At 67.6% G+C, this 22,488-nt stretch carries 21 protein-coding genes; 12 read left to right on the forward strand and 9 right to left on the reverse strand.

Annotation, left to right across the window (positions count from 1 at the left end; all coding sequences use genetic code 11):
• Nucleotides 1–12 precede the first annotated feature (12 nt).
• The 8 genes from OXQ95_RS06425 (at nt 13) to OXQ95_RS06460 (ending at nt 6,825) form a co-directional block, all read left to right on the forward strand.
• The gene (locus tag OXQ95_RS06425; protein WP_267381106.1) at nt 13–915 is read left to right on the forward strand and encodes a DUF481 domain-containing protein; all 903 of its coding nucleotides are present in this window, start codon (nt 13–15) and stop codon (nt 913–915) included.
• Nucleotides 916–953: 38 nt separating this feature from the next.
• Nucleotides 954–2,153 (forward strand): hydrolase, encoded by a 1,200-nt coding sequence (locus OXQ95_RS06430; protein WP_267380755.1) that lies wholly within the window; start codon nt 954–956, stop codon nt 2,151–2,153.
• Nucleotides 2,150–3,169, forward strand: coding sequence for an arginine N-succinyltransferase (locus OXQ95_RS06435; RefSeq protein WP_242095810.1), 1,020 nt, complete (start codon nt 2,150–2,152; stop codon nt 3,167–3,169). Before OXQ95_RS06430 ends, OXQ95_RS06435 begins: the two co-directional genes overlap by 4 nt.
• Nucleotides 3,166–4,455 carry an N-succinylarginine dihydrolase gene (locus OXQ95_RS06440; protein ID WP_267380758.1) on the forward strand — a complete coding sequence of 430 codons (1,290 nt, stop codon included), beginning with the start codon at nt 3,166–3,168 and terminating at the stop codon, nt 4,453–4,455. The genes OXQ95_RS06435 and OXQ95_RS06440 overlap by 4 nt, the downstream gene beginning before the upstream one ends.
• A 66-nt stretch (nt 4,456–4,521) precedes the next feature.
• Entirely contained in the window at nt 4,522–4,740 is a 219-nt protein-coding gene (locus tag OXQ95_RS06445; protein WP_242095812.1) for a hypothetical protein, read from the forward strand.
• 39 nt (nt 4,741–4,779) lie between these two features.
• Nucleotides 4,780–5,517 carry a 3'(2'),5'-bisphosphate nucleotidase CysQ gene (locus tag OXQ95_RS06450; protein WP_267380760.1) on the forward strand — a complete coding sequence of 246 codons (738 nt, stop codon included), beginning with the start codon at nt 4,780–4,782 and terminating at the stop codon, nt 5,515–5,517.
• Nucleotides 5,518–5,557: 40 nt separating this feature from the next.
• Nucleotides 5,558–6,628: a PA0069 family radical SAM protein gene (locus OXQ95_RS06455; RefSeq protein WP_267380763.1), complete on the forward strand. Its 1,071-nt coding sequence runs from the start codon at nt 5,558–5,560 to the stop codon at nt 6,626–6,628.
• 50 nt (nt 6,629–6,678) lie between these two features.
• Nucleotides 6,679–6,825 (forward strand): hypothetical protein, encoded by a 147-nt coding sequence (locus tag OXQ95_RS06460; RefSeq protein WP_267380765.1) that lies wholly within the window; start codon nt 6,679–6,681, stop codon nt 6,823–6,825.
• A 3-nt stretch (nt 6,826–6,828) separates the two neighbouring features.
• On the opposite strand, the gene OXQ95_RS06465 is transcribed toward OXQ95_RS06460, so the two are convergent.
• Nucleotides 6,829–8,418, reverse strand: coding sequence for a long-chain fatty acid--CoA ligase (locus OXQ95_RS06465; RefSeq protein ID WP_267381107.1), 1,590 nt, complete (start codon nt 8,416–8,418; stop codon nt 6,829–6,831).
• A 31-nt stretch (nt 8,419–8,449) separates the two neighbouring features.
• Complete coding sequence (gene dnaE / locus OXQ95_RS06470; protein WP_267380767.1) at nt 8,450–11,938, reverse strand: DNA polymerase III subunit alpha; 3,489 nt, start codon at nt 11,936–11,938, stop codon at nt 8,450–8,452.
• Between the two features lie 88 nt (nt 11,939–12,026).
• Between dnaE and OXQ95_RS06475 the strand changes: the two genes are divergently transcribed.
• Complete coding sequence (locus tag OXQ95_RS06475; protein ID WP_267380769.1) at nt 12,027–12,614, forward strand: HdeD family acid-resistance protein; 588 nt, start codon at nt 12,027–12,029, stop codon at nt 12,612–12,614.
• Between the two features lie 3 nt (nt 12,615–12,617).
• Here OXQ95_RS06475 and OXQ95_RS06480 read toward each other — a convergent pair whose 3' ends face one another.
• The 7 genes from OXQ95_RS06480 to secG form a co-directional block, all read right to left on the reverse strand.
• On the reverse strand, nt 12,618–13,097 hold the full coding sequence (locus OXQ95_RS06480; RefSeq protein WP_267380771.1) for a glutathione peroxidase: 480 nt from the start codon (nt 13,095–13,097) through the stop codon (nt 12,618–12,620).
• Nucleotides 13,094–13,684 (reverse strand): GNAT family protein, encoded by a 591-nt coding sequence (locus OXQ95_RS06485; RefSeq protein WP_267380773.1) that lies wholly within the window; start codon nt 13,682–13,684, stop codon nt 13,094–13,096. Before OXQ95_RS06485 ends, OXQ95_RS06480 begins: the two co-directional genes overlap by 4 nt.
• Nucleotides 13,681–14,364 carry an ABC transporter ATP-binding protein gene (locus tag OXQ95_RS06490; RefSeq protein ID WP_267380775.1) on the reverse strand — a complete coding sequence of 228 codons (684 nt, stop codon included), beginning with the start codon at nt 14,362–14,364 and terminating at the stop codon, nt 13,681–13,683. Before OXQ95_RS06490 ends, OXQ95_RS06485 begins: the two co-directional genes overlap by 4 nt.
• Nucleotides 14,357–15,607: a lipoprotein-releasing ABC transporter permease subunit gene (locus OXQ95_RS06495; protein WP_242095821.1), complete on the reverse strand. Its 1,251-nt coding sequence runs from the start codon at nt 15,605–15,607 to the stop codon at nt 14,357–14,359. The genes OXQ95_RS06490 and OXQ95_RS06495 overlap by 8 nt, the downstream gene beginning before the upstream one ends.
• Before the next feature lie 382 nt (nt 15,608–15,989).
• Nucleotides 15,990–18,449: a TonB-dependent receptor gene (locus OXQ95_RS06500; protein ID WP_267380776.1), complete on the reverse strand. Its 2,460-nt coding sequence runs from the start codon at nt 18,447–18,449 to the stop codon at nt 15,990–15,992.
• 129 nt (nt 18,450–18,578) lie between these two features.
• Nucleotides 18,579–20,213: a CTP synthase gene (locus OXQ95_RS06505; RefSeq protein ID WP_267380777.1), complete on the reverse strand. Its 1,635-nt coding sequence runs from the start codon at nt 20,211–20,213 to the stop codon at nt 18,579–18,581.
• Nucleotides 20,214–20,297: 84 nt separating this feature from the next.
• On the reverse strand, nt 20,298–20,645 hold the full coding sequence (gene secG / locus OXQ95_RS06510) for a preprotein translocase subunit SecG (RefSeq protein WP_242095824.1): 348 nt from the start codon (nt 20,643–20,645) through the stop codon (nt 20,298–20,300).
• 249 nt (nt 20,646–20,894) lie between these two features.
• Between secG and OXQ95_RS06515 the strand changes: the two genes are divergently transcribed.
• The 3 genes from OXQ95_RS06515 to argC are packed head-to-tail and all read left to right on the forward strand — an operon-like array spanning nt 20,895 to nt 22,457.
• The gene (locus OXQ95_RS06515) at nt 20,895–21,215 is read left to right on the forward strand and encodes a MarR family winged helix-turn-helix transcriptional regulator (RefSeq protein WP_267381108.1); all 321 of its coding nucleotides are present in this window, start codon (nt 20,895–20,897) and stop codon (nt 21,213–21,215) included.
• Nucleotides 21,216–21,243: 28 nt separating this feature from the next.
• Nucleotides 21,244–21,528 (forward strand): SH3 domain-containing protein, encoded by a 285-nt coding sequence (locus tag OXQ95_RS06520; protein WP_242095825.1) that lies wholly within the window; start codon nt 21,244–21,246, stop codon nt 21,526–21,528.
• Nucleotides 21,525–22,457, forward strand: coding sequence for an N-acetyl-gamma-glutamyl-phosphate reductase (gene argC, locus OXQ95_RS06525; protein WP_267380781.1), 933 nt, complete (start codon nt 21,525–21,527; stop codon nt 22,455–22,457). The genes OXQ95_RS06520 and argC overlap by 4 nt, the downstream gene beginning before the upstream one ends.
• Nucleotides 22,458–22,488 lie beyond the last annotated feature (31 nt).

Raw genomic sequence — 22,488 nt, forward strand, 5'->3', positions numbered from 1 at the left:
GGCGTGACCCGTATGTTCGCCGCCCTGCTCATCCTGCCCGTCGCCATGGCGAACGCACCCGCGCCGGATCCGGCGAACGTACCGATCCCCGAGACGATCCGGGCGATGCTCGATGCGGCGCTGGCCAGCGGGAACGAGAGCGACATCGCGACGATCGTCAAATATGCGCGCGCCGCCGATCCGCTCAGCGGCGATGCGGTGCTGGCGGTCGCCGATGCCTGGCGCCACGCGCGCGACGACCAGCGCACCGAGCATATCCGCCAGGCCAATTTCCTCGATCTCTGGTCGGGCAAGGCCGAACTGGGCGGATTCCTGACGACGGGCAGCAGCGAGACCGAGGGCGTGACCGGCGCCGTCTCGGCCACGCGCGAGGGCATTCGCTGGCGCCAGAAATTCCATGGCCAGATCGATTATCAGGAAAGCCTGGGCGTCACGACGCGGCGCCATTTCCTCGCCAGCTACGAGCCCAACTACAAGATCGACGACCGCGCCTATGTCTATGGCGCGACGCAATATGAAAGCGACCGGACGCTGGGTTTCCTCGATCGCTATTCGGCGTCGGTGGGCCTTGGCTACAGCGCGATCAAGCGGCCGGGCATGGCGCTCGATCTCGAACTCGGGCCGGCGTTTCGCGATACGAGCTTCACCGACCAGACCGAACAGGCGAGCCCCGCCGCGCGCGGCACGCTGAACTTCAAATGGCAGTTGACGCCGGGGCTGACCTTCACCCAGGCCGCGTCCGCCTATCTCCAGCGCTATGACAGTTCGCTCGGCGGCACCAGCGCGGTCAGCGCAAAGCTGATCGGCCCCCTGTCGGCGCAGCTGTCGTACAACATTCAGTATGAAAGCGAGCCGCCGATCGGATCGGTGCGCACCAACACCACCAGCCGCGCCGGTCTGGTTTACACCTTCTAGCCGTTCACCTCCATCCGCCGATGCTCTAGGGTCGAGGGATGACGCTCACTCACGCCCACGCGCTCGACCATGCCCGTGCCGCCCCGATGCTCGCGCAGGTGGAGGCCTGGGCGGCGATCAACAGCGGCACGCGCAATCTGGCGGGGCTGGCGACGATGGTGGGTGTGCTGGCGGATGCGTTCGCCGTCCTGCCGGGCGATCTCGCGCTGGTCGATCCCGCTGCGGCCGAACAGGTGGGCGCCGATGGCACGGTCGCGGCGATCGATCATGGGAGGCACCTGCATCTGGTCGTCCGCCCGCAGGCACCGGTGCAAGTGCTGCTGACCGGGCATATGGACACGGTGTATCCCGCCGATCACCCTTTCCAGTCACTCGCCTACACGCCCGAGGGCCATCTGAACGGCCCGGGAGTCGCGGACATGAAGGGCGGCCTCGCGGTGATGCTCGCCGCGCTGCGGGCGCTGGAGACCAGCCCGCTCGCCGACCGGATCGGCTATGCGGTGGTGATCGGATCGGACGAGGAGACGGGCTCCTTCGCCTCGGCGGGGCTGATCGCCAAGGCCGCCCGCGGCAAGATGGCGGCGCTCACCTACGAACCCGCGCTTGCCGACGGAACGCTGGCGGGCGCACGCGGCGGCACGGGCAATTTCTCGATCGTGGTGCGCGGGCGCAGCGCCCATGCCGGCCGCAACCCGGACGAGGGCCGCAACGCGATCGTCGCGGCCGCCGATCTCGCGGTGCGGCTCGCCGCGGCCACGTCGCCCGGTCTGTCCGTCAACCCGGCGCGGATCGAGGGCGGCGGCCCCAACAATGTCGTGCCCGATCTGGCGGTGCTGCGCATCAATTTCCGGCCCGCCGATCATGCCGCGATCGTGCGTGCGCAGGCGCATCTGGATGCCGCCACCGCCGCGGTCGCCGCGGCGCACGGCGTAGACATACGCGTCCATGGCAGCTTCAACCGACCACCCAAGCCAATCGACGCGGGCGCCGCGCGGCTGTTCGCGCTGGTGCGCGAAAGCGGCGCCGAGCTGGGCCTCGCCATCGCCTGGCGTGACACCGGCGGGGTGTGCGACGGCAATCTGATCGCCGCGGCGGGCGTGCCGGTGGTCGACACGATGGGCGTGCGCGGCGGCGCGATCCACTCGCCGGACGAGTATCTGATCCCGGAAAGCCTTGCCGAGCGTGCCGCGCTGTCGACCCGCATTCTCCTCCACATCGCCGAAAGGGGCCGGGTTTGACCTTCCGCATCCGGGCCGCGCGCGACGAGGATCTCGCGCACCTCTATGAAATGGCCAAGCTGACGGGTGGCGGCTTCACCAACCTGCCGCCTGATCGCGTAGCGCTGAAGGCCAAGCTCGATCGTAGCCATGCGGCGTTCGCCAGCGACGTCGACAGCATCGCCGACGAACTGTTCGTGCTGGTGCTGGAGAATGCGCAGACCGGCGAGGTGCGCGGCACCTGCCAGATCTTCACGCATGTCGGGCAGTTGCATCCGTTCTACAGCTATCGGCTGGGCACCCTGACGCAGCACAGCCGCGCGCTGTCGCGCACCTTCCGCGCCGAGATGCTGAGCCTCACCACCGATCTCGAGGGATCGAGCGAGGTCGGCGGCCTGTTCCTTCATCCGGGTGAGCGCGCCGGCGGCCTGGGCCTGCTGCTCGCCCGCGCGCGCTATCTGTTCATTCGGGCACACCGCGCGCGGTTCGCCGATCGCGTGCTCGCCGAACTGCGCGGCATCATCGACGAGGCCGGCGGGTCGCCCTTCTGGGACGGGCTGGCAGGGCGGTTCTTCGGCATGAACTTCCAGGACGCGGACCGCTTCAATGCGGTCAACGGCCATCAGTTCATCGCCGACCTGATGCCCAAGCACCCGATCTACACCGCCATGCTGTCCGAGGCGGCGCGGGCCGCGATCGGCCTGCCGCACCCCTCGGGCCGCGCCGCCATGCGGATGCTGGAAAACGAGGGGTTCCGCTTCGAGAATTATATCGACATCTTCGACGGCGGCCCGACGATGACCGCGCGCACCGACCAGGTGAAGGCGATCCGCGATGCCCGGACGGACCGGATCGTGGCGATCGACGACGAGGGCGGCGGCATGGAAGCGCTGGTGGCGACGGGGCGGCTCGCGGCATTCCGCTGCGCCTATGGCCATGTGCGCGCGGCGGACGGGGGCATCATGCTGTCCCGCGCATGCGCCGAGACGCTGGGCGTGGCGGAGGACGAAGCCGTCAGCCATGTGGCGCGGCTATGAGCCTCGTCGAGATCAACTTCGACGGGATCGTCGGCCCGACGCACAATTATGCAGGGCTGAGCCCCGGCAATCTGGCGGCCACCGCGCATGCCGGCGCCGTCTCCCACCCCCGCGCCGCCGCGCTTCAAGGCGTCGCCAAGATGCGCGCGGCGCTCGACCTGGGGCTGGTGCAGGGCGTTCTGCTTCCCCACCGACGGCCCGATACGGCGTGGCTCGCGCGCCTCGGCGCCGCCCCGGATCGCGCCGCCGGGCTCTGGGCGATGGCGAGTTCGGCCTCGGCGATGTGGGCCGCCAACGCCGCCACCGTCTCCCCCGCGCCCGATACCGGCGACGGCCTCTGCCATCTGAGCGTCGCCAATCTCGTCACCATGCCGCACCGCTCGCACGAATGGCCCGAGACGCTCGCCCAGATCCGGCTCGCCTTCGCCGACGATCGCCACTTCGCAGTTCACGCGCCGGTGCCGCCCTGTTTTGGCGACGAGGGCGCGGCCAACCATATGCGGCTGGCGCCCGCGCACGGCGCACCGGGCGTCGAGATCTTCGTGCACGGCATTCCCGGCGGACGCTTTCCCGCCCGCCAGCACCGCGAAGCCGGCGCGGCGATCGCGCGCCGCCACGGGCTCGATCCCGCGCAAACGCTCCATGTGGCGCAGGCGCCCGAGGCGATCGCCGCCGGCGCGTTCCACAACGACGTCGTCGCGGTCGCCAACGAACAGGTGCTGTTCACGCACGAACAGGCCTTTGCCGATCGCCATCGCCTGTACGACGCGCTGCGAGACCGGCTGCCCTCGGTCGCGATCGTCGAGGTGCCCGCGGCGGCGATCAGCCTGGCCGACGCGATCGGCAGCTATCTGTTCAACGCCCAGCTCGTCACGCGGCGAGAAGGCGGCATGGCGCTGGTGCTGCCCACCGAAGCGCGCGACCGGCCGCATGTCTGGCGCTGGCTCGAAACGCTCGTGGCGGGCAACGGCCCGATCCGCGAACTCGTCGCCGTGGACGTGCGCGAATCGATGGCGAACGGTGGCGGCCCCGCCTGCCTGCGGCTGCGCGTGGTGTGCGATCCCGCCACCGTCGATCCGCGCTTTCTGGTCGATCATGCCAAGCTCGACCGGATCGCCACCGTGATCGCCGCGCATTGGCCCGAGCGGGTGGATGCCGACGACCATGCCCGGCTGGGCGCCTGGCCCGCCGCGAAGCGAGCCCGCCTCGCGCTGCTGGAGGAGCTGGGGATCGATCCGGCATCGCTCGACGCCTCCATCAAGGGTGTCGGGTTAATTGACGGGTAACCTTGTTCGTCAACGCGGGACCGGCCCGAAACCGTGGGTGGCACGGTGTGTGCTTAACCAGTTGGCATGGGAATTCGTCTGGCACGCCTGTTCGTCATCAAGACCAAGTTCGAGGCGTTCCTCGTCATCTACGGCCTTGGCGCGGGATCGATCGAGCGCGGGATGCACTATCTGCAGCAATATCCCGGCTATGGCGGCTGGGCACTGTTCGCCTGCTGCCCCGTCGCCGTCTTCATGGCCGGCGCGCGCATCCTCGACTCGGTAGAGCGCGCGGCGCTGGATTGAGCACTCGCCCGCCGCAGCGGCGCGTGGCATGATCGCGCCATGACGATCTCCGACGCCGCTCTCGCCCGAAGTGTCGCAGAGGAAGCCGGCCGGCTGCTCTGCGCGATCCGCCTGCGCGGCGATCTGGAGGGCAAGGCGCTGGGCGCGGCTGGCGACGCGGAAGCCAATGCGGCGATCCTCGCGCGGCTCCGTGCCGAGCGGCCGGGCGACCATATCCTGTCCGAAGAAGCGGGCGACGATCGGCGGCGTTGCGCGCACAGCCGGGTGTGGATCGTCGATCCGTTGGACGGCACGCGCGAATATGCCGAGGGCCGCGCGGACTGGGCGGTCCATGTGGCGCTGGCGATCGACGGTGCGGCCCAGATCGGCGCGGTGGCGCTGCCCGCGACCGGGACGGTCTTCGCGACGGACGATGCGCGCGTGCCGCATGGGCCCCTTCCCGCCCGCCCGCGGATGGTCGTCAGCCGCTCGCGCCCGCCCGGGATTGCGTTGCGAGTGGCCGAGGCGATCGGGGCGGACACGATCGCGATGGGCTCGGCGGGGGCAAAGGCGATGGCGGTTGTGGCGGGTGATGCCGAGATCTATCTCCACGATGGCGGTCAGTTCGAATGGGACAATTGCGCGCCGGTGGCGGTCGCGCTGGCGGCGGGGTTCCACGCGTCGCGGATCGACGGCCGCCCGCTCGTGTACAATTGCGCCGACCCGCTGCTGCCCGATCTGCTGATCTGCCGCCCGGAGCTTGCGGCGCAGGTGCTGGCGGCGATCGCCGCCGGCTGATCGTTCTTGCTATGTTCCGGCGGAGTGCTATTCTCGCCGTATGGCCAGAATTCGTCCCGTCCGCGGCGCGACGCTCAACCACGCGAGCGCGCGGTTCGCCTTGCCGCGCACCGAACCGGATGGCGACTGGGCCGATGCGCGTGAGGATCTGGACGGCGCGCCGCCGCCGGTGCGCACCATGGTCACCGTGGAGCATCCGCGGACGATCATCAGCCGCAACGCCTCGCCCGACATCGGCTTCGATCGCTCGATCAATCCGTACCGTGGCTGCGAACATGGCTGCATTTATTGCTTCGCGCGCCCGACGCATGCCTATCTCGACCTGTCGCCGGGCGTGGACTTCGAAAGCCGCCTGTTCGCGAAGCCGGATGCGCCCGATCTCCTGCGCGCCGAACTCGCCCGCCCGAGCTATGCGGTCGCGCCGATCGCGCTGGGCACGAACACCGATCCCTATCAGCCGATCGAGGCGGAGTGGCGCATCACGCGGGCGCTGATCGCGATCCTCGCCGAGACGAACCACCCGCTGACCATCACCACCAAATCGGATCGGGTGGTGCGCGATCTCGATCTTCTGGTGCCGATGGCGGAAAAGGGCCTCGTCTCGGTCGCGATCTCGGTGACCTCGCTCGACCGCCAGCTCGCCGCCACGCTCGAGCCGCGCGCGCCGACGCCCGAACGCCGGCTGGCGGCGGTGCGGCGCCTCGTCGATGGGGGCATCCCGACGCATGTCGCGATCGCGCCCGTGATCCCCGCCATCACCGATCACGAGATCGAGCATCTGGTCGAGCGTGCCGCGCAGGCCGGCGCACGTGGCTGTTTCTTCATTCCCGTCCGCCTGCCGCACGAGGTTGCACCGCTGTTCCGTGCGTGGCTCGACACGCATTTTCCCGATCGCGCCGCCAAGGTGATGGCGACGATCGCGGCGATGCGTGGCGGGCGGGACAATGATCCCGCCTTCTTCACGCGGATGCGCGGGAGCGGGCCCTGGGCCGAGCTGCTGCAGACGCGGTTCCGCATCGCCTGCCGCCGCCATGGGCTCAACCGCGAACGGCTGAGTCTCCGCACCGACCTGTTCCGACCGCCCACAGGGCCGCAAGGCGAACTGTTCTGAGGAACGCAGCGGGCCGACCGCTCGTTCGAGGCAGGCAGCAAGGAGTGGACATGATGACCGACCCGAACACCGCGCCGACCCCCGATCAGGATGATGAGTCCGTTACCGAGGAATCGGGTGCAGGCTACGGAAACAACGCCGAAAATGGCGGAACGGAAAAGCCTGGCGAGAACGGCATGAACAGCGACCAGCGCTGACGGTCACGCCGCGACGGGGAAGTCCTTATACTGCTCGCGCAGTGCCAGTTTCAGCAACTTCCCCGTCGCGGTATGCGGCAAGGATTCGACGAAGACCACCGCATCGGGCAGCCACCATCGCGCGACATGCCCGGCCAGATGCGCGAGCACATCGGCGTCGGTGACGGTGGCACCCGGCTTTCGCACGACCAGCAGCAGCGGGCGCTCGTCCCATTTGGGATGCGGCAACCCGATCGCGGCGGCTTCCGCCACGCCCGGACAGCCCATCGCGGCATTTTCCAGCTCGACCGAGCTGATCCACTCCCCGCCCGACTTGATGACGTCCTTGGAACGGTCGGTGATCTGCATCGACCCGTCGGGGTGCAGCACCGCCACATCGCCCGTGTCGAACCATCCGTCCGCATCGACCGCGTCGCGCTCAGCCCGGAAATAGCGCTTCACCACCCAGGGCCCGCGCACCTGCAACCGTCCCGAAGCGACGCCGTCGCGCGGCAGCGAGACGCCCGCGTCATCCACGATCCGCAGCTCGATGCCGAACGGGATCTGTCCCTGTTTGCACACCAGGTCGATCTGCGCGGTGGGCGTCATCATATCCCATTCGGGCGGCGGCGATCCGGCGGTCCCGATCGGCGAGGTCTCGGTCATGCCCCAGAGATGCGCCACGCGAACGCCCATGTTCATGATCCGCTCGATCATCGCGCGCGGTGCCGCCGAACCGCCGATCGTCACCTGCTCCAGATAGCGTGGCGCCTCGCCGGTGGCATCGATATGGCCGAACAGCGCGAGCCAGACCGTCGGCACGCCGGCCGAATGCGTCACTCGCTCGGCGTTCATCAGCGCGCACAGGACCGCGGCATCGTTCACCGCGGACAACACAAACGTGACGCCCGCCAGCGCGCCGGCGAACGGCAGCCCCCAGGCCGCGGCATGGAACATCGGCACCACGGGCAACGCCACCGAGCGCGACGACAGGTTCATAACCGCGGGCGCCACCTCCGCCATCGCATGAAGCAGGGTCGAGCGATGCTCGTAAAGCACGCCCTTGGGATCGCCCGTCGTCCCGCTCGTATAGCAGAGCATGCACGGATCGCGCTCGTCGCCCTCCACCCAAGCGTAATCGCCATCATGGGGCGCGAGGAACGCGTCATACCCATCGGGACCGTCACCATCGAACATCACGAAATGCTCGATCGTCGTCCAGCGGGCGCGGAGCCGTTCGACCAGCGGCGCGAAGGCGCGGTCGTACAGCAACACGCGGTCTTCGGCATGGTTGGCGATATAGACGAGCTGCTCGTCGAACAGGCGCGGGTTGATCGTGTGCACGATCCCGCCCATCCCGATCACGCCGTACCACGCGGCCAGATGATGCGCATGGTTCATGCCCAGCGTCGCGATCCGGTCGCCCGGCTTCATGCCGAGCGTTTCGAGCGCCTGGGCCAGCCTTCTGGCGTCGTGCGCGATGCCGGCCCAGTTCGTCCGCGTCTCGCGTCCGTCGGCCCAGCGCGTGACGATCGCGCGGCTGCCATGTTCCCGCGCGGCATGATCGATCAGCCGGGGCACCCTCAGTTCGAAATCCTGCATCGCGCCAAGCATCACCATCTCCCGAGCCCGGCCGGAACCGCACCTATCCGACGAGCGCCAGCCTCGTCTGCGAGGTCTCGAGCGTCACGCCGCCGACACCGTGCAACGACTCGATATGGCCTGCAAGCTCCTCGTCGAGCCGGACGTCGCGGGCGAGCAACAGCGTGACCGTGCGGCCATCGCCAAGCGGCAGCCTTGCCCGCACCTCGCCCCGCGCCCCACGATGATCGGCGAACAGCGCCGACAGCCTCTCCAGCGCCGCCATGTCGGTCACGGTCACGGTCGCCACGAAGCGGGCGGTGTTGGCCAATCCCTCGAACGGCTGGAGCCGCTTGACCGTCACACGCGGCGTATCCTCGCCCGGCCGCCGGTCCAGCTCGACCGTGGCCAGCCCGCAGCCCCCGGCCCGCGCCGCCTCCTCCAGATCCTTGGCCACCGCATCGTCGAAACAGGTCGCGACGAACTGGCCGCTCGCATCCGACAGTTGCGCCATCATGTAGCGTTTGCCACGCGCCGAGGTTCGCCAGCGCGCATCCTCGACCAGCACCGCCATCGTCGCGCCCGCCCGGCTGCCGTCGTCGGGGATGGCGAGTTCAGCCAGCGCGCTGAAGGCGCGGGCGCCATGCGCGCGGGCGATATGCGCGTGCCGATCGACCGGATGCGCCGAGAAATAAAAGCCGAAGGCTTCCTTTTCCTGCTCCATCCGCTCGCTGAGCGTCCACCGCGCACCCGGCGGCAGCCGGATCGCGTCGCCGGCCGGCTCGCTCTCGCCGAACAACCCGCCCTGGCCGCTGACCTTCTGATCGTGGATGCGCGCCGCGATCGCCAGGATCGTCTCGGCCACGGCGTGGATGCCGGCGCGGTTCGGCTCCAGCGCGTCGAAGGCGCCCGCCGCCGCCAGCGTCTCGAGCTGGCGCTTGTTCAGCAGGCGGGGATCGACGCGCTTGGCCAGATCGTCCAGCCCGGCAAAGGGCCCATTGCTGCGTTCGACGACGAGCTTTTCCATCGCGCCCTCGCCGACCGATTTCAGCGCGCCGAGCGCGAAGCGGACGCCCAGCCCGTCGCTGGTGGGCTGCACGTCGAAATCGGCCGCGCTGGCGTTGATGCACGGTGGCAGCATGGTGACCCCCATGCGCCGCGCATCGTCGACGAAGATGGCGAGCTTGTCGGTCTGCGCCATGTCGTAGCACATCGACGCGGCGTAGAAATCGTGCGGATGGTGCGCCTTCAGCCAGGCCGTCTGATAGGCGAGCAACGCATAGGCAGCGGCGTGGCTCTTGTTGAAGCCATAGCCGGCGAATTTGTCGATCAGGTCGAACAGCGCATTGGCCTCCGCGGCCTTGATCCCGTTCACCTTCAGGCAGCCTTCGACGAAGCCCGCGCGCTGCGCGTCCATCTCCGCCTTGATCTTCTTGCCCATCGCGCGCCGCAGCATGTCCGCGCCGCCGAGGCTGTAGCCCGCCAGCACCTGGGCGGCCTGCATTACCTGTTCCTGATAGACGAAGATGCCGTAGGTTTCCGACAGGATCGGCTCCAGCAGCTTGTGCGGGTAGACGATCGGCTCGGTGCCCTGTTTGCGGCGGCCGAAGCTCGGGATGTTGTCCATCGGCCCCGGCCGGTACAGCGACACGAGCGCGATGATGTCGCCGAAATTGGACGGGCGCACCGCCGACAGCGTCCGCCGCATGCCCTCGGATTCGAGCTGGAACACCCCCACGGTGTCGCCCTTCTGCAGCAGCGCATAGACGGCGGCATCGTCCCATTCGAGCGCGTCCAGATCGATCGTCACGCCGCGTTTGGCGAGAAGCTGCACGGCCTTCTGCAGCACCGACAGCGTCTTGAGCCCGAGAAAGTCGAACTTCACCAGCCCGGCACCCTCGACATATTTCATGTCGAACTGGGTGACGGGCATGTCGGAGCGCGGATCGCGATAGAGCGGGACGAGTTGCGCAAGCGGGCGGTCGCCGATCACCACGCCCGCCGCGTGAGTCGAGCTGTGCCGGGGCAGTCCCTCCAGCTTCATCGCCAGATCGATCAGGCGGCGAACCTGATTGTCGTTCGCATATTCCTTCGCGAACTCGCCCACGCCGTTCAGCGTGCGCTCCAGCGTCCAGGGATCGGTCGGATGGTTGGGGATCAGCTTGGCGAGCCGATCGACCTGGCCATAGCTCATCTGGAGCACGCGGCCGGTGTCCTTGAGCACCGCGCGCGCCTTCAGCTTTCCGAAGGTGATGATCTGCGCGACCTGATCGCGGCCGTATTTTTCCTGGACGTAGCGGATGACTTCGCCGCGCCGCGTTTCGCAGAAATCGATGTCGAAGTCGGGCATCGACACGCGTTCCGGATTGAGGAACCGTTCGAACAACAGCCCGAGCTTGATCGGATCGAGATCGGTGATCGTCAGCGCCCAGGCAACCACCGAGCCCGCGCCCGAGCCACGACCCGGACCCACCGGGATATCGTGATCCTTGGCCCATTTGATAAAATCGGCGACGATCAGGAAATAGCCGGGAAACCCCATCTGGACGATGACGTCAACTTCGAATTTCAGCCGTTCGCGATACACGTCGCGCCACCCGGCCTCGCCCTCGCCGTGAAGCGCCGCGATACGATCCAGCCGCGCCTCCAGCCCGGCGGCGGCATCGTCGCGCAGCATCTGCGCCTCGCCCGCGAGATCGCCCGCAAGCGTCGGCAGGATCGGCTTGCGATAGGGCGCCATCACCGCGCAGCGCTGCGCGACGACCAGCGTGTTCGCCACGGCTTCGGGCAGGTCCGAGAAGAGCGCCTTCATCGTGTCGGCCGGCTTCAGCCAGGCCTCGGGGCAGCTCCGCGGACGATCCTTGGTTTCGACATAGCTCGAGCTTGCGATGCACAGCATCACGTCGTGCGCATCGCCGAACGCGGTTTCGCTGAAGCAACAGGGATTGGTCGCGACGAGCGGCAGGCCGCGGGCGTAGGCCAGTTCGATCAGCGCCGCCTCGGACGCCTGTTCGGTGGCATCGCCGCGCCGTGCGATCTCAACGAAGAGCCGGTCGCCGAACAGCGCCTGCAACCGGTCCGCATAGGCTTCGGCACGCGCCGGCTGGCCATCCGCGAAGAGCCGCGCGAGTGCCCCCTCGCCGCCCGCCGTCAGCGCGATCAACCCGTCGCTACGCCCCTCCAGCGTCGCAAAGGAGACGTGCGCCGCCTGCTCGATCGGCCGGTCGAGATGCGCGGCCGAGACTAGCGCACACAGATTGTCATAGCCCCGCGCGTCCTGTGCGTAGAGCGCGATCCAGTCGATCGGCGCCTCGACGCCGTCGGGCATGTCCGGCCGCGACACCGACAGCATCGTGCCGATGATCGGCTGGACGCCATCCTTCTTGGCGGCATCGGAAAACGCCATCGCCGCATAGAGCCCGTTGCGATCGGTGAGCGCCGCCGCGGGGAAACCGAGGCTCCGCGCCTGTTTCGCGATCGCCTTGGGCTCGATGGCCCCGTCGAGCATCGTGTAGGACGAAAAAATCCGAAGCGGAACGAAGCCTGCATGCATCGCTCGACCCTAGGCGCTTGCCCGCGATTCGACCAGCGCCGGAACCGGCGACCGGGCGGCCCGTTCGATGATCGACCGGAGGATGAACATGACCGACCCGCGCGACGATGTCGGACGCAACGTCACCTATGCCGATGCCACCCACCCGATCGGGGCGGGTTGGGGATGGGTGCTGGCATCGGGTATCGTCTCGGCCATCCTCGGTCTGATGGCGTTCGCATGGCCCTTCTCCGCGACGATCGCGGCCACGCTCATCATCGGAGCGTTCCTGCTCGCCGCCGGGGCGGTCTCGATCGGCGCGGGGATTTTCGGGCGTGGGCATGAGGGACGAGTCTATGCCACGCTGCTCGGGATCGTGGCGCTCGTGATCGGGCTCGTCATGATCTTCGAGCCCGCGACGGGTGCGCTGTCGCTCACGTTGCTGGTGGCGATCTGGCTCGGCGCACGCGGCGCGCTGGAGCTTTATTGGGGCACGAAGTCGCGGCGTCACCGCGGCATGCTGATCGCCCTTGGGCTGGTCAATATCCTGCTCGCGCTGTTCGTGCTCGGCACGATGCCCTGGTCGGCGCTGACGCTGCCGGGGTATATCCTGGGGATCAGCTTCCTGTTCGGCGGGATCACGTCGATCATCTCGGCGCTGGCACACCGCAAGGGCGCCGCGGCCTTCGCGGTCTAAAGGCTACAGCAACGCGGCGATGTCCGCTTCGATATCGGCCGGCTTGGTGGTGGGCGCGTAGCGTTTCACCACCCGCCCGTCGCGATCGACCAGGAACTTGGTGAAGTTCCACTTGATCGCCTTCGAACCCAGCAGCCCCGGTGCGGCATCCTTGAGCGCGACGAACAGCGGGTCGGCCGCCGGTCCGTTGACGTCGATCCTGGCGAAGAGCGGGAACGTCACGTCATAGGTGAGCGAGCAGAAGCTGGCGATCTCCGCCGCATCGCCCGGCTCCTGCGCGCCGAACTGGTTGCAGGGAAAACCGAGTACGGTGAAGCCTTGGGGAGCATATCTGCGGTGCAGTTCCTCCAGCTTGGCATATTGCGGCGTGAACCCGCATTTGGACGCAGTGTTGACGATCAGCAGCACCTTGCCCGCTTGGGCCTTAAGGCTCACCGGCTCGCCACGCGCGTCTTTCACCGTGAATGCGGTAACTGCCGTCATTCGTGCCTCCGCAGCAATCCATCCAGATTGCGCCGCACCTGCGGCCATTCATGGGCGAGGATGGAATAAACCACACTGTCGCGCGACGCGCCGTCGGGCGTCACCATATGGCCGCGCAGCACGCCGTCCATTCGAGCGCCCAGTCGCTCGATCGCCGCACGGGACGACCGGTTGAGGAAATTGGTTCGCAGCTGCACGCAGCGGCAGCCAAGAGCATCGAAGGCGTGGCCGAGCAGCAACCGCTTGGCGTCGGTGTTGACGCCGGTGCGGTGCACCGCGCGAGCATAGACGGTGCCACCGATCTCAAGCCGGCAATGCGCCTCGGCCATCCGCATGAAGCGGGTGACGCCCACCACGCGACCGTCACGATCCACCACCGTGAACGGCAGCGCCCGTCCAGCCTGCCGTTCGCTTTCCAGCCGATCGTACCAACCTTCGATCGTCGCCGCGTCGGGAACGATTGTCGCGAACACGTCTTCGAGCCCGACCGCGAAGGCCGAAACGATCGCATCCCGGTCCGCTCGCTCAAGCGGGCGCAGCGTGACGTGGCGGCCGATCAGCGTCGGCGTTTCGCGCCAGTCGCTCATGCCAGCACCCCCTCGTGCAGGCGCACCACCCGGTCCATCTTCGCCGCCAGCCGTTCGTTGTGCGTCGCCACCAGCGCGGCGGAGCCTTCCTCGCGGACGAGGCGCAGGAACTCGGCCAGCACGAGATCGGCGGTGTGTTCGTCGAGATTGCCGGTCGGCTCGTCCGCCAGCACCAGCGCAGGGCGGTTGGCGAGCGCGCGGGCCACCGCCACGCGCTGCTGCTCGCCACCCGAGAGCTGGCTCGGCCGATGCGTGAGCCGGTGGCCCAGCCCCAATTGCGTCAGCAGGTCGCGGGCGCGCGCATCGGCCTCCGCGCGATCCACGCCCTTCACCATCTGCGGCAGGACTACATTCTCGGTCGCGTTGAAGTCGGGGAGCAGATGGTGGAACTGATAGACGAAGCCGAGCGAGTCCCGGCGCACCACGGTGCGGCCATGCGCATCGAGCTTCGCCGCCTCGGCGCCCGCGATCCGGATCGATCCCTCGAAGCCGCCCTCGAGCAGGCCGACCGCCTGGAGCAGCGTCGATTTGCCCGAGCCCGATGGGCCGAGCAGCGCCACGATCTCGCCCGCGCCGACCGACAGATCGACACCGCGCAGCACGTCGATCCGCTCGCCACCCTGAACGAAATGCCGCGCGAGACCGGCGGTCTGCAGGACGGACGCTCTCGCTTCATTCATAACGCAGCACCTGAACGGGATCGGTGCTCGCCGCCTTCCACGCCGGATAAAGCGTGGCCAGAAAGCTGAATCCCAGCGCCATCAGCGTGATGACCAGCACCTCGACCGGGTCGGTCTTCGACGGCAGCTCGGTAAGATAGCGGATCGAGGGATCCCACAAATTCTGGCCGGTGACGAACTGGACGAAATTCACCACGCCCTGCCGGTAGAAGAGGAACACGAAGCCGAGCCCCAGCCCCGCCACCGTGCCGAGCGCACCGATCGTGGTGCCCACCACCATGAAGATCCGCATCAGTCCGCCGCGCGTCGCGCCCATCGTGCGCAGGATGGCGATGTCGCGCGTCTTGGCGCGCACCAGCATGATGAGCGACGACAGGATGTTGAACACCGCGACCAGGATGATGATCGACAGCACGGTGAACATCGCCACCCGCTCGACCGCCAGCGCCTCGAACAGTTGCGCGTTCATCGCCCGCCAATCCTGGATCACCGCACGACCGCCAAGCTTGGGCGCGAGCGGCGCGAGGATCGCACCCACGCGATCGGGATCGACCGTGTTCACCTCGACCATGCCGGCAGCATCGCCCATCAGGAGCAGCGTCTGCGCATCCTCGATCGGCATCACCACATAGGCCTTGTCGTAATCGTACACGCCGATCTCGAAGATCGCGCCGACGGTATAGGTGATGATCCGCGGCACCGTGCCGAAGGGCGTCGTCTGGCCTTGCGGGCTGATGAGCGAGATTTCGCTGCCGACTTCGGCGCCCAGGGACTCGGCGAGGCGGGATCCGATCGCGATCCGGCCGCTGCCCGGCGTAATGCTGGCGAGGCTGCCCATCACCACCTTGCTCTGGATCGTCGAATTGTGGCGGATGTCGTCGACGCGCATGCCGCGCACCAGCACCGCCTCCACACGGCCGTTATAGGTCGTCATCAGCGGCTGCTCGATCAGCGGCACCGCCGAAGTGACGCCCGGCGTCGCCTTGGCCTGCGCCATGATCTCGCGCCAGTCGGGCAGACGACCGCCCACACCCTGGATCACCGCATGGCCGTTCAGGCCGACGATCTTGTCGAACAGTTCGGCGCGAAAGCCGTTCATCACGCTCATGACGATGACGAGCGCGGCGACGCCGAGCATCACCGCGACGAGGCTGATCGAGGCGACGAGGAAGATGAACGCCTCGCCCTTGCCCGGCAGCAGATAGCGCCGGGCGATCATCCGTTCGTAGGAGGAGAGGATCATGCGCATGGCCCTAGGGGGTGGCGCCGGTGCTGGCAACCATGGCGCCATGTTGCCGAATCGTCACAGCCTTGTCGCAATCGTTCCCCGGATGTCACAAGGCCGATGACAAGCGGATCGGCCTGACCTAGCACGATGTCACTGACACACAGGCAACGGCCGTGGTTCGGGGAAAGCCTTCAGCGCCGCTCGAAGAAGCGTGCTGCGGAGGTGGAACTAAGGGGGCTGACGAGCGATCGTCACGCAGGCGCCCGGATCGGAAACGGTCCGGGCGTTTGCTTTTGCGTTGCTTGCGCCGCGACCGGCTATGCCTCCCGACACTTGACTGGGACAAGACGGGCGCAGCGTGCCGTTTGCCGGGTTCCGCGCGTGTAGGACAACCTCGTCAGAACGACCGCGAGATCGTCATTCCATAGGTGCGCGGATCGCCGGGCTGGCCGACCACCAGGCCGGTGCTGCCCGATTGGAGCGCGAGCACGTCGTAATAATTCCGGTCGAACGCGTTGCGCACCCAGCCGAAGACGTTCCAACTCTCGCGCGCCTTAAAGCCCAGGCGGAAGTTGCTGAGCGCATAGCCGCCAACATCGGTGTAGAGCGACTCGGACGGGTTGGACGAGAAGCCCGACCGGTAATTGCCGTCGTAACCGACATAGAATTGCCCATCGAGCCCGGCGATACGCGCCGGCAGGTCGTATTCCGCACCATAGGAGAACGCCCATTTGGAGACGCCGGGCAGCCGCTGGCCCGAAATGTCGCAATTCTGCGGGCTGATCCCGCCGGGGGTGCCGGGCGCGCTCGCCGCCTGCCCCGCCGCCGCGATCGTGCCGCCGCTCAGCTCGGGCGGGCAAGGCGCATCGACGAACTTGACGTATTTCGCATCGGTGAAGGCGCCATTGGCATAGATGTTGAGCCGCGAATTGATCCGGAACGCCGAGTCGGCCTCGATCCCCCGCGTGCGCACCTTGCCCGCATTGGCGAGATAGCCGCGCAGCACGCCCAGCTGGCCGTTGGTGACGGTCGCCTGATAATCGGTGATCTCCGTCCAGAAGCCGGCGAGGTTCACGGTCGCGCGGCGATCCAACACCTGGGTCTTCAGCCCCAGCTCGTAATGGTTGACCTTTTCGGGCTTCACCGTCGCCGCCGTCAGGATGGGCGCGTTGTTGGTGTCGAGCGGCAGGCCCGACAGGTTGATCCCGCCCGATTTGTAGCTGCGCGCATAGGTCGCATAGGCATGGATGTCGGGTGTCACCGTATAGGCCGCGGTGATGTCGCCCGAGACGTTCCAGTTATGGAAGCGTGGATCGTAATTCTGCGGGGAGAGCACGCCGCACTGGTCCTTCACCGCCGCGCTCGCCGCCTGCGCGGCGGCGGAGCAACTGAGCGTCGCCCCCGTCCCTGTCGTCACGACGGAGAGATACTGGCCGGTCTTCTCATCGTAATTGAGCCGCAGGCCGGGCGCGATCTGGAACCGGTCGGTAACGTGCCAGGTGAGCTTGCCGAACAAGGCCGCGCTGGTGTTCCGGAAACCAATCGCGTTGCGAGCGGTCAACCCGTTCAGTACCGCCGGGTTGCGTCCGTCCGCGCTCGTCGGGTTGAGCAGGAAGGCGCTGGCCGCGGGGCCCTGGACCTGAAGCCCCTGCGTGTCGATCGTCTGGTAGAAATAGAAGGCGCCGAGCGTGTAATCGAGCCGGTGCTTGCCGTTCGACCCGATGCGCAACTCCTGGCTGAACTGTTCCTGCTGCGACGGATTGGCGGATACGGTGGTGATCGGCAGGCCGATGAAGTCGCGGTCGTTGGAGGGATCCCAGTTCCAGAACCGCCATGCGCTCACCGACGTGATCGTCGCCCCGCCCAGATCCCAATTGGCCACCAGCGACGTGCCGCCGAGCGACTGTTTCGCGCGCAGCGGCGTGTCGACGTCGGTCAGCCGATCGAACGCGTCGGTGGAGGGGACGGCATAGCCCTGCGCCGCCGCCAACGCGGCATATTGCCGGTTGAGCGGGCGCTGCGTGGCCCCCGTGCGGACATAATATTGGACGCAGCAATTGGGGTTTTGCCGGTTGTAATCGCCATAGAGGGTCAGATCGAGATTGGGCGCGGCCTGCCACAGCAATTGGCCGCGAAAGCCTAGATTGTCCTGGCTGTTCAGATGCTGATCGGTGCGGACATTGTCGATGGTCCCCTCGCGCGTGGTGACCGAGGTGGACAGGCGGATGGCCAGCTTGTCGTCGATCAGCGGCCCCGAGACCGAGGCCTTGCCCTGGAAGAAAATATAATTGCCGCCGCTCAGCTCGATCCGCGCCTCAGGCTCGAAACTGGGCTTGCGCGTCGTGATGTTGATCGCGCCCGCCGTCGTGTTCTTGCCGTACAGCGTGCCCTGCGGCCCGCGCAGGATCTCGATCCGCTCGGTATCGGTGAAGTCGAACGTCGCCGAGGCGATCCGGCTGTAATAGACCTGATCGACATAGATGCCGACGCCCTGTTCGATCCCGTCATTGGTGAGGCCGAAGGGCGATCCGAGGCCACGGATGTTGGCGGAGGAGTTGCGCGGGTTGGTCGAATAGAATTGCAGCGTGGGCTGTAGCTGCGTGATGCGCGCGACATTGTACGCGCCGGTCTCGGCCAGCGCCTGGCCGCCGATCACCGAGATCGCGATCGGCACGCTCTGCACCGTTTCCGCGCGGCGCCGCGCGGTGACCACGACGTCCCCGCCTCCGCCCTGCTGCGCGGTGCCGAGCCGGCCGGCCTCGTCGGGCGTGGTCTGCCCGGCGGGCGGAACGGGCGCATCTATAGCGGCGGGCGCGACCGCCTGTCCGGCGAGCAACAGGGCGAGCGTAAGCGACATCGACTTCTCCGGGAACCTCGCCCGAAACTCCATCAAATCGCTAGGCGATCAACCGGCGTGAATCTTGTTGCCGGTCAAGGTCAGCTTCATCGCCTTGAAAGCGCGTGCTTAACCGCCGCGCCGGCGGCGTCAGACCAGCCGGCTCTGCTTCACCGCCGCGGCGACGAAGCTGGCGAACAGCGGATGCGGATCGAACGGCTTCGACTTCAGCTCGGGGTGGAACTGCACGCCGACGAACCAGGGATGGTCGGGCCGCTCGACGATTTCAGGCAGCGTGCCGTCGGGCGACATGCCGGAAAAGACGAGCCCGCCCTGCTCCAGCGCCTCGCGATAATGGGTGTTCACCTCGTAACGGTGACGGTGGCGTTCGGAGATGGCGGTGTCGCCGTAGATCGACGCCACGACGCTGTTGCCCGCCAGCCGCGCATCATAGGCGCCGAGCCGCATGGTGCCGCCCAAATCGCCTTCCTCGGCGCGCTTCTCGAGGCCGGTGCGGCCCATCCATTCGGTGATGAGGCCGATCACCGGCTCGCTCGTCGGGCCGAATTCCGTGGACGAGGCGTCCGCGATGCCGGCCAGATCGCGCGCACCCTCGACGCATGCCATCTGCATGCCGAAGCAGATGCCGAAATACGGGATCTCGCGTTCGCGCGCGAAGCGGACGCTGGCGATCTTGCCCTCCGCGCCGCGCTCGCCAAAGGCGCCGGGCACCAGAATCGCGTCGCACGGCTCCAACTGGCCGGCAATGTCGTTGCCTGCCGCCTCGAACAGCTCGGCGTCGATCCAGCGGATATTGACCTTCACCTTGTTGGCGATGCCGCCATGCACGAGCGCTTCGTTGAGCGACTTATAGGCGTCCTGCAGCCCGACATATTTGCCGACGACGCCGATCGTCACCTCGCCCTCGGGGTTGGTCAGCCGATCGACGATGTCGGACCAGCGCGACAGATCAGGGGCGCCTTGCGGCTCGATCCCGAAGGCGCGCAGCACCTCCGAATCGAGGCCCTCGGCGTGATATTGCAGCGGCACCGCATAGATGCTCTTCGCATCGAGCGCGGGGATGACCGCGCTTTCGCGCACGTTGCAGAACAGCGCGATCTTGGCGCGTTCGGAGGCCGGCAGCGGATGTTCGCAGCGGCACACCAGCACGTCGGGCTGAACACCCAATGCGGCGAGCTCACGCACCGAATGCTGTGTCGGCTTGGTCTTCAGCTCGCCCGCCGCAGCGATATAGGGAACGAGCGTGACGTGGATGCTGATGGCGTTGCCGCGCCCCTCCTCGTTCTTCAACTGGCGGATCGCCTCGATGAAGGGGAGCGATTCGATGTCGCCGACGGTGCCGCCGATCTCGCACAGCACGAAATCCAGATCGTCCGTCTCGGCGCGGGCAAAGGCCTTGATCGCATCGGTGACGTGCGGGATCACCTGGACGGTCGCGCCCAGATAGTCGCCGCGCCGCTCGCGTTGGATGATCTGCTGGTAGATGCGGCCCGAGGTCACGTTGTCGCTCTGGCGCGAGGGCACGCCGGTGAAGCGCTCGTAATGGCCGAGATCGAGATCGGTCTCCGCGCCGTCGTCGGTGACGTACACCTCGCCATGCTGATACGGACTCATCGTGCCCGGATCGACGTTCAGATAGGGATCGAACTTGCGGATCCGGACGCAGTAGCCGCGTGCCTGGAGAAGCGCGGCGAGCGATGCCGCCATGAGTCCTTTGCCGAGCGACGAAACCACGCCGCCGGTGATGAAGATGTACCGGGCCATGGGAGGAGTCTCGTAGCGTGTGTTGGGGACGAACGACAAGCGCCCGCGGATCGCACGGGCGGCTTTATCGGCGAATGGGTGGGTTTAGCGGGCGAGCGGGACCGCGGAATTGTCGGCGGGCGCCGTCGTCGGAGCCGCGCCGGGCGCCGTCTGCTGCACCGCCGGACGGGTGCGGGCGAGCGACGTGTCGATCGTGTTGATGCTGCCGCGGTGAGTCGCCGCCAGCATGGCGAGCAGGATGGAGAGGCCGATGAACAAAGCGGCCAGCACCGTCGTCGCGCGCGTCAGGAAATCCGCCGCACCGCGTGCCGACATCAGCCCCGACGGGCTGCCGCCCATGCCAAGTCCACCACCCTCCGAACGCTGCATGAGGATCACCGTGACGAGGCCTGCGGCGATCAGGGCATGGACGACGAGAAGGAAGGGGAACAAGCGGCACATCCCAATTGGCGCGGGGGTCTCCCGCGGCGACGAAGGCCGGCACATAGGCCAGCGCGCCGCGACGATCAACCGCGCTCGCCCGCACACGCCGATCGCAATTGACCGGCGGCGCCACGAAACTCGCGGGACGGGCGGGCGTTATGACCGCGTAATGACGCCCATATCTCTCACAGCCAACGGCGGATCGAATTAGTGGCATCCACCATCGCCTCCACCGCTGCCGGTGCGCTATCGACCTGGATGACGGCGCTGGTCGACTATGTCCGGTCGGGCGAGCCCGATCTCACCAATCGCCAGATGGCGCTGCTGATGGTCGTGTATCTCGATCCCGGGCCCCATACGGTGCGCGGCCTCGCCCGCGCGCTGAACGTCTCGAAGCCCGTGGTGACGCGTGCCTTGAACAGACTGGGTGCGCTCGGCTATCTGCGCCGCCAGCGCGACGACCGCGACAAGCGCAACATCTTCGTGGCGCGCACCGAAGAAGGGGCAGATTTTCTTGAAGAGTTCGGGCATTTCATCGGCGAAGGCGATGCCCCCGTCGCCCGAACCGCCAGCGCGTAGGCGGTTCGCGCTGACGGGGCGTTCGGCCGTGCTCGATCCCCTCACCCATGCGGTGCGCCCCGATATCGCCGACGTGCGGCTGGCGGAACGCGTGTTCGCGCCGCATTATGCTGAGGCGATGGCACGGCCCGTCGTTTGCGATTGCCCGTTGCGCGCCACGCCCGAGACGGATTCGGCGACGCTGGCGGTGCTGGCCAAGGGAGACATGATCGACGTGCTCGACATTTCGGGATCGCACGCCTGGGGCATAGCCACCGCATCGGGGCTGGTCGGCTATGTCGACCTGACCGCGCTCGATCGGATCGCATCATGAGTGCCAGCGTGTTCATCGACGGCGCCGCGGGCACCACGGGCCTGGAGATCCGCGAGCGGCTTGCTGGGCGCGCGGACGTCGCGCTCATTACCATCCCCGACGATCGCCGCAAGGATGCCGCCGCGCGGCGCGAGGCGCTGAACGACGCCGATTTCGTGATCCTCTGCCTGCCCGACGACGCCGCGCGTGAGGCGGTGGCGCTGATCGACAATGGCCGCACCCGCGTGATCGACGCATCGAGCGCGCACCGCGTCGCGCCGGGCTGGACCTATGGCTTTCCCGAACTCGAGGCCGATCAGGCCGAGCGCATCGCTGGATCGGCGCGGGTCACCAATCCGGGCTGCTGGCCCAGCGGTTTCCTCGCTCTCGTCCGCCCGCTGGTGCGTGCGGGGCTGGTGCCCGCGGACTGGCCGCTCGTCTATTCGGGCGCGTCGGGCTATTCGGGCGGCGGCAAGGCGATGATCGCCGAATTCGAGGGCGGCGAGGCGGCCACCGGCTTTCGCGCCTATGGCCTTGGCCTAACGCACAAGCATCTGCCCGAGATGCGCGACCATGCCGGCCTCGCGCACCCGCCGATCTTCCTCCCCGCCGTCGCCGCCGCCTATCGCGGCATGCTGGGCGAGGTGGGGCTCGCGCTCCACGGCCTGCCCGGCGCGCCGACGATCGGGGCGATCGACGCAGCGCTGCGCACGGCCTATGCCGATGGGGGCGTCGTCCGCGTGGCGGAGGCGGGTGACACGGCTGCGGTGCGGCTGGAAGAGGATGCGGGCACCGATCGGATGACGTTGCGCGTGTTCGGCAATCCGGGCAGCGGCCAGGCGCGGCTGATCGCCACCTACGACAATCTCGGCAAGGGCGCCGGTGGCGCCGCGGTGCAGAATCTCAACATCATGGCCGGGCTCGATCCACTGGCCGGCCTCGTCCTCTGATTCCCCGTCCACCGATTTCACGGTCCAGACC

The organism is Sphingomonas sp. GC_Shp_6 (assembly GCF_026540835.1).
Taxonomy (GTDB): domain Bacteria; phylum Pseudomonadota; class Alphaproteobacteria; order Sphingomonadales; family Sphingomonadaceae; genus Sphingomonas.